The 5,079-nt window shown below is 73.2% G+C and carries 4 protein-coding genes; all 4 read left to right on the top strand.

What is annotated here, in order from left to right; genetic code table 11:
* The first annotated feature begins 110 nt into the window (after positions 1-110).
* On the top strand, positions 111-605 hold the full coding sequence (locus DAT37_RS18715; RefSeq protein WP_232839845.1) for a shikimate kinase: 495 nt from the start codon (positions 111-113) through the stop codon (positions 603-605).
* Positions 606-717: 112 nt separating this feature from the next.
* Entirely contained in the window at positions 718-2,865 is a 2,148-nt protein-coding gene (locus DAT37_RS18720) for a protein kinase domain-containing protein (protein ID WP_232839846.1), read from the top strand.
* A 93-nt stretch (positions 2,866-2,958) separates the two neighbouring features.
* Positions 2,959-4,689: a class I adenylate-forming enzyme family protein gene (locus DAT37_RS18725; protein WP_109526101.1), complete on the top strand. Its 1,731-nt coding sequence runs from the start codon at positions 2,959-2,961 to the stop codon at positions 4,687-4,689.
* On the top strand, positions 4,686-5,079 hold a 394-nt coding region (locus DAT37_RS18730; protein WP_269814786.1), incomplete at its 3' end, for a thiolase family protein. The genes DAT37_RS18725 and DAT37_RS18730, both read left to right, overlap by 4 nt.

Here is a 5,079-nt window from a genome sequence, read left to right on the forward strand (position 1 = left end):
CGCCGAGCATGATGAGGATGATGCTTCCGGCGATGGTCATGATTACCTCCTTGACAGGAGGAACCTCTATCCACATGGCAAAAAACAAACCAGTAGTGATGGTCGGGCTTATGGGATCGGGCAAGACGAGCGCCGGGCGCCTGATCAGCGAGGCGCTCGGCGTACCGCTGAGGGACAGCGATCCCTTCCTGCGGGCCACGTACGGCGGCAGCGCGGCGGAGATCGCCGCCAGGGACGGCGTGGACGTGCTGCACGCCCGGGAGGCCGAGCACGTGCTGGCCGAGCTGGGGGACGGCCAGCCCAAGGTGATCACCGCGGCGTCCAGCTCCGTCGAGGACCCGCGGGTCCGCGCGGCGCTGGACGCGGCGTTCGTGGTGTGGCTCGACGCCCCGGACGAGGTGCTGGCCGAGCGGATGCGCTCCGGTGACCACCGGCCCGCCTTCGGCCCGGCGGCCATGCGGGCGCGGCGCGAGCCGTACTTCCGCGAGGTCGCCGACCTGAGGTGCGACGTGAGCGCGATGCGTCCCGACGCGGTGGCGGCGGCGGTACTGCGCGGAATCCGGTCACCCGCGCCGGATCAGGACCGGCCGGCTCCGCGGGACTGACATAATGATCATGACGCACGGGTCCTCCGAGGCGCGCGGGGGGCCTGTGGCGTCTTCTCGCCGGGCCCCTGCAAACCAATCCCGTTTTCTCCGCATCTAAGCAGCAGTGACGATGCGCCTGGTTCCTGGTGACCCGCGAAGCCTCGGCGGCTACTGGCTGGCGGGACGGTTAGGCGCCGGCGGGCGCGGGGTCGTCTACGAGGCCTACGACGACGAGGGGCGCAGGTTCGCGGTCAAGGTGCCGCGGGGCGAGGTCACCCAGCAGCTCACCGACGCGGTCTGGCGGGTACGGCCGTGCCACCTGGCGCCGGTGGTCGACGTGGGGGTCGAGGGGGCGGTGCCGTACATCGTGAGCGAGTTCGTCGAGGGCCCCGACCTGCGGCGCGCGGTGGCCGAGCATGGCCCGTACTCGGGTGAGGGGCTGTGCGTGCTGGCCGTCGCGATCGCGACGGCGCTGCGATCCCTGCACCTCGTCAACATCGCCCACCGCGACCTGCGGCCGGAGAGCGTGCTGCTGTCCCCGGACGGGCCCACCCTGATCGATCTGGGCGTGGCGGCCCCCGGGGCGGTCGGCTCGCACACGTACGTGGCGCCCGAGGTGTTCACCGGGGAGCGGCCGGGGCCGGCGGCTGACGTGTTCGCCTGGGGCGGGGTGCTGCTGTTCGCGGCCACCGGCCGTGACCCGTTCGGCGGTGACAGCCTGGGCGGGATCATGCACCGCCTGCTCGCCGTCGATCCCGACCTGAACGCCCTCCCCGACGGCCTGCGCCCCCTGGTGGGCCTCGCCCTGTCCAAGAGCCCCGACGACCGCCCGGCCACGGACGACCTCCTGTCCGGCCTGTCCGACCTGTCCGGCCTATCGGACCTGCCCGACCTGCCCGGCCTGCCCTCTGTCGTGGCGCCGCGGCTGTCGAGCGGACCGGCGAGCGCCTCCACCCGCATGACCGGCGCCTCCACCCGAACAGCGAGCGCCTCGACCCGCACGGCCGACGCCTCGACGCGTACGGTCGGCGCCTCGGCCCGTACGGTCGGCGCCTCGGCCCGCACGGTGGTGGTCGAGCCGCCGGGCGAGAGCGTGAGCTCGGGGCTCCGGCTCGCGCCGCCGGAGGGCCTGTCGGGGCCGCCCTCGCTCGGCGAGCTGGCCGAGGAGGTCTACGCGTCGCTGACGCCGCACCAGCAGGAGCGGCTACCCGGCCTGCTGCTGCGCCTTCTCGACACCGACGCGGTCCGCGAGGACGACGACCGCCGGCGCGGCGACCACGACCGGCGCGGCGACGACAGTGGCGACGACAGTGGCGATGTGGCCGATGCCGACGGGGACGAGATCGAGGTGGTCGCCCGGCTGACCGAGGCGGGCCTGCTCGTACGGCGGAGCGTGCCCGTCACCCCCACCCGCACCGAGGTGGGCACGCTGGTGGCCGTGAGCGGCGACCGGATCGCACCCGCCAGCGCCGCACTGGTCCGGGCCTGGCCGCGGCTGCGCGAATGGACCGCTCAGCACGCGAGCGGTCAGAAGAAGGCCCGGCGGCTGAGCGTTGTCCCGGGAGACGGGCTGCAAGCCGGTGACCGGATACCGGAAAGCGCCCCGGAACATGCCGTCCCCGTGACGACCGCACGGGTCCAGGCGGTCGCCCCCCGCCGCGACGGCGAGGGCGAACCCGACCTGACCTCCCTGTACGTCATCCACCGCGCCATCCTGGCCGACCTGCGCCGGCTGACCGGTCTCCTGTCGAGCCCCGGCCCGCTCACCGCGAGGCGGGCCGCCGCCGTACGCGCCTACACGTCGTCCCTGCTGACCGCGATCCACCACCACCACGTCAACGAGAACGACCTCCTCTGGCCGCTCATCGAGCGCACGGCCGGCCACGCCGTGGACCTCACCCCGTACAGCGACGACCACCACGCGCTCGTCCCCTTGCTCGACCGCTGCCGCGCGGCGCTGGTGGGCGAGCCGTCCCGGCTACGCCGCGAGCTGGAGCTCCTCCTCGAACTCCTCGACGAGCACATCGCCGGGGAGGAGTCGGAGCTGTTCCCGATCATCTTCAGGTTCGTGCCGTACGCGGCCTACGCCTGGGTGGAGAAGCAGGTGGCGAAGCGGGCGACGTTCGGGGAGCTGGCGTTCACGATGCCGTGGCTGGACCGCCACGCCACCGGGGAGGAGATGCGGCGGCTGCTCGCCGGGGCGGGCTGGTCGTTCAAGGCGCTGCTGGCGGCCACCAGGCCCGGCTACCGGCACCGCGAGAAGCTCGTCTTCGGCTGACCGGTCCCGCGGCGGACGTGAGGGTTGACCCCTGACTTCGGTAATCGTAGTGTCGGGCATCACATCGTCACTTTCTGGCCAAGGGGAGACCCCATGACCCCTCGCGGGCTGCACCGTCAGAGCCGGATCGATCACTACACGCAGGCGGGGCTGTGGACCGGCGACACCGTCGACGGGCTGCTGCGGGCCAGGGTGGCGGCGCGTCCCGGCGCGCTCGCCGTCGTCGACCCCGCGAACAAGGCGCAGCTGACCGGCGGGCTCCCGCGCCGGCTCACCTGGGGTGAGCTCGACGCCGAGGTGGACCGGGTGGCGGCGGTGCTGGTCGAGCGGGGGTTCGGCCACGGCGACGTGCTGGCCCTCCAGTTGCCCAACACGGCCGAGCTGTGCGTCACGTTCTTGGCGGCGTTCCGGATCGGCGCCGTGGTCACGCCGTTCCCGGTCCAGTACCGCGAGTACGAGCTGGCCCAGCTGGTACGGCTGGCGGGCGCCCGCGGATTCGTGACCTGCGCCCGCCTCGGCGACCGGCCCATGGCCGACACCGCGCGCGACCTGGCGGCGGCCGTCGACGGGCTGGACACGGTGGCGATCTGGGGCGGCGAGCTCGCCACCGACGAGTTCGCCGCCGACGGGGGCGCCGGCGGCCTGGTCGGGCTCGACACCGCGCAGGGCGACCCCGGCAGGTTGACGGCCCACCTCGCCGGGCTGACGATCGACCCGGGCGAATGCCTGACGATCTGCTGGACCTCCGGCACGGAGGCCACCCCGAAGGGGGTGCCGCGCTGCCATCACGACTGGCTGGCCACGGCCCGGGTCTGCACCGCCGCGCCGAACCTGACCGGTGACGACGTGGTGCTCAACCCGTTCCCGATGGTGAACATGGCGGGCATCGCCGGGGTCTTCCTGCCCTGGCTGATCTCCGGATGCGCGCTGGTGCAGCACCAGCCGTTCGACCTGCCGGTCTTCCTGGGCCAGATCGCCGCGGAGCGGGTCACGTACACGCTGGTGCCGCCCGCGCTGCTCACCATGCTGCTGCAGCGCGAGGAGGTGCTGGCGGCCACCGACATCTCGTCGCTGACCCGGGTCGGCTCGGGCTCCGCGCCGCTGCCGCCGTCGATGGTGCGAGGGTGGCAGGAGCGGCACGGCATCGCCGTCATCAACTTCTTCGGCTCCAACGAGGGCGTCGCCCTGCTGTCGGACCCGGTCTCGATGCCGGACCCGGTGGACCGGGCGAGCTTCTTTCCCCGCCCCGGGCTGCCCGGCGTGGACTACCCGAGCCGGGTGCTGGCGGCCACCGAATCCCGGCTGGTGGACGTCGCCACCGGCGAGGACGTCACCGAACCCGGCCAACCCGGGGAGCTGCTGGTGCGGGGCCCGACGGTGTTCGCCGGCTACCTGCCCGGCACGGCCACCCGGGAGTCGGTCGACGGCGACGGGTGGCTGCACACGGGCGACGTGTTCGAGATCGCCGGGGACGCGGGGCAGTACCTGCGCTACCTGGACCGGGCCAAGGACGTGATCATCCGTGGCGGCATGAACATCGCCCCGGCCGAGATCGAGTCCCTGCTGTCCGGGCACCCGAAGGTGGCGGACGTGGCCTGCGTCGGCTACCCCGACGAGGTGCTCGGCGAGAGGGTCTGCGTGTTCGCCGTCGCCCGGCCCGGTGAGCAGATCACGCTGGACGAGCTGGTGGGCCATCTCAGGGAACGCCGCGTCGCCTCGTACAAGCTGCCGGAACGGCTGGAGATCGCCGAGGCGCTCCCCCGCAACCCCGTCGGCAAGATCCTCAAGCGCGAGCTGCGCTCGTCCCTGGAAATGACCCCATGAGCGTCCACGTGCTCGGCGGCCACCAGACCGACTTCGCCCGCAACTGGACGAAGGAGGGCCTGGGCGTCTACGACCTGCTGCGGGAGAGCGCGCTCGGCGCGCTGGAGGCGACGCGGATCGACCCGGCCGAGGTCGAGGTGGCGCACGTCGGCAACCTGGCCGCCGAGCTCTTCTGCGGCCAGGCGCAGCTCGGCGGCATGGTCGCCGCCGTCGACCCGGCGTGGGCCATGCTGCCCACGTCGCGGCACGAGGCAGCCTGCGCCTCCGGCAGCGTCGCCGCGCTGGCGGCGATGGCCGACATCGAGGCGGGACGGTACGACCTCGCGCTGGTGACCGGGGTGGAGCTGATGCGCGGCGTGGGCGCCCAGGAGGCGGCCCAGCACCTCGGCT

Origin of the sequence: Nocardia aurea, from assembly GCF_003123685.1 — a bacterium.
GTDB classification, from domain to species: Bacteria; Actinomycetota; Actinomycetes; order Mycobacteriales; family Mycobacteriaceae; genus Nocardia; species Nocardia aurea.

Bases quoted from the DNA above. Each gene is read 5' to 3' on its own strand.
- DAT37_RS18720 (WP_232839846.1), top strand. From the start codon at position 718: ATGCGCCTGGTTCCTGGTGACCCGCGAAGCCTCGGCGGCTACTGGCTG.
- DAT37_RS18725 (WP_109526101.1), top strand. From the start codon at position 2,959: ATGACCCCTCGCGGGCTGCACCGTCAGAGCCGGATCGATCACTACACG.
- DAT37_RS18715 (WP_232839845.1), top strand. From the start codon at position 111: ATGGGATCGGGCAAGACGAGCGCCGGGCGCCTGATCAGCGAGGCGCTC.